Genomic DNA, 2,653 nt, shown 5'->3' with positions numbered 1-2,653 from the left:
GGGAAAGAGCCCAAACCGGATTGCATGCAATCCGGGGTTTAGGACCGCATAAACTAAGTTAAGATGTATGGGAACGGCTTTGGGAAAGCCGGCCAAAGAGGGTGATAGCCCCGTAGCATATATCCACACTTAGCGGCGGGATCCAGAGTACTGCGGGACACGTGAAACCCTGCAGGAAGACGGGGGGACCACCCCCCAAGGCTAAATACTACCCAGTGACCGATAGAGCACAGTACCGTGAGGGAAAGGTGAAAAGAACCCCGGGAGGGGAGTGAAAGAGAACCTGAAACCCTGTGTCTACAAGCTGTGGAACTGTTTCAAAAGCAGAACCGCGTACTTTTTGTAGAACGGTCCGGCGAGTTGTCCATGCCGGCGAGGTTAAGCACAGCAAAGTGTGGAGCCGTAGGGAAACCAAGCCTTAATAGGGCGAAGGTCGGTATGGGCAGACCCGAAACCGGGTGACCTATCCATGTCCAGGTTGAAGATGCCGTAAAAGGCATTGGAGGACCGAACCCACATCCGTTGAAAAGGGTGGGGATGAGGTGTGGATAGCGGAGAAATTCCAATCGAACTCGGAGATAGCTGGTTCTCCCCGAAATAGCTTTAGGGCTAGCCTGTAGGCAGTCTTGTGGAGGTAGAGCACTGAATTTCCAAGGGGGCGTCAAAGCTTACTGAGGAATATCAAACTCCGAATGCCATAAAGATGATCCTACGGAGTCAGGCCGTACGAGATAAGTTGGACGGCCGAAAGGGAAAGAGCCCAGACCGCCAGCTAAGGTCCCAAAATCAGTGTTAAGTGGAAAAGGATGTGGGGTTTCAAAGACAGCTAGGATGTTGGCTCAGAAGCAGCCATACATTAAAAGAGTGCGTAACAGCTCACTAGCCGAGAGGCCCTGCGCCGAAAATGTCCGGGGCTAAAACACTGTACCGAAGCTGCGGAATGTATGTAAATACATTGGTAGGGGAGCATTCCCTGGATGAAGAAGCTGTACCGAAAGGGGCAGTGGAGTGCAGGGAAGGGAGAATGCCGGAATGAGTAGCGAGAGTGAGGTGAGAATCCTCACGGCCGGATGTCCGAGGTTTCCAGGGTAAAGCTGATCTTCCCTGGGTAAGTCGGGGCCTAAGGCGAGGCCGAAAGGCGTAGCCGATGGATAGCAGTTTGAGATTACTGCACCACCGCATGACAGAACTGCGGGGACGCGGGAAAGAGCCACGACCCGGGAATGGAAAGCCCGGGGCAAGCGAAGACCCTGGTCAGGGATGAAGAAACCTGGCTGTAAGGGGTAGTCGTTAAGCGGAGCGAACAAGAAGTAGCGAAGCGTGGGGAATGCCCGCCGGGAAAAGCCGCTATGGCTCATGTGGTGCCCGTACCGAAAACCGACACAGGTAGACAGGAAGAGAATTCCAAGGCCGGCGGGAGAAGTATTGTCAAGGAACTCGGCAAAATGTCCCCGTAACTTCGGGATAAGGGGAGCCTGGGCGACCAGGCCGCAGAGAAAAGGCCCAAGCAACTGTTTAGCAAAAACACAGGTCTATGCGAAACCGAAAGGTGAAGTATATGGGCTGACGCCTGCCCGGTGCTGGAAGGTTAAGGGGAGGGGTTAGGAGAAATCCGAAGCTTCGAGCCGAAGCCCCAGTAAACGGCGGCCGTAACTATAACGGTCCTAAGGTAGCGAAATTCCTTGTCGGGTAAGTTCCGACCCGCACGAAAGGCGTAATGATTTGGGCGCTGTCTCGACAATACACCCGGTGAAATTGAAGTACCAGTGAAGATGCTGGTTACCCGCGCCAGGACGGAAAGACCCCATGGAGCTTTACTCCAGTTTGGCACTGGGATTCGGCAGTGCACGTACAGGATAGGTGGGAGGCAAAGAGACATGTGCGCCAGCATGTGAGGAGCCGCTGTTGGGATACCACCCCTGTGCTGCTGGATTTCTAACCGCAGCCCGTGAAACCGGGTGCGGGACAATGCCAGGCGGGGAGTTTGACTGGGGCGGTCGCCTCCGAAAGGGTATCGGAGGCGCTCAAAGGTTCCCTCAGGATGGACGGAAACCATCTGAAGAGTGCAAAGGCAGAAGGGAGCCTGACTGCGACACCGACGGGTGGAGCAGGTACGAAAGTAGGACTTAGTGATCCGGTGGCAGAAAGTGGGATTGCCATCGCTCAACGGATAAAAGCTACCCTGGGGATAACAGGCTTATCACTCCCAAGAGTTCACATCGACGGAGTGGTTTGGCACCTCGATGTCGGCTCATCGCATCCTGGGGCTGTAGCAGGTCCCAAGGGTTGGGCTGTTCGCCCATTAAAGCGGTACGCGAGCTGGGTTCAGAACGTCGTGAGACAGTTCGGTCCCTATCCGGCGCGGGCGCAGGATATTTGAAGGGGGCTGTCCCTAGTACGAGAGGACCGGGATGGACGGGCCGCTGGTGCACCTGCTGTCATGCCAATGGCACAACAGGGTAGCCAAGCCCGGAAGGGATAAACGCTGAAGGCATCTAAGCGTGAAGCCCGCCTTAAGATGAGATATCCCCTGCGAAGCAGGTAAGACCCCTTGGAGAACACGAGGTAGATAGGACAGAGGTGGAAGCACAGTAATGTGTGGAGCTGACTGCCACTAATAGGTCGAGGGTCTGACCAAGAAAAAGATGTTGAC

General features: G+C 55.0%; 1 rRNA gene. It reads left to right on the top strand.

Features of this window, described 5'->3' with window-relative positions:
* A 23S ribosomal RNA gene (locus BM153_RS13365) occupies window positions 1–2,638 on the top strand; the annotation flags it as partial.
* Window positions 2,639–2,653: the final 15 nt, after the last annotated feature.

It is taken from the genome of Acetitomaculum ruminis DSM 5522 (assembly GCF_900112085.1).
GTDB classification, from domain to species: domain Bacteria; phylum Bacillota; class Clostridia; order Lachnospirales; family Lachnospiraceae; genus Acetitomaculum; species Acetitomaculum ruminis.
The sequence above is the reverse complement of the archived record's forward strand: the minus strand, read 5'-3'. Positions and strand labels throughout refer to the sequence as shown.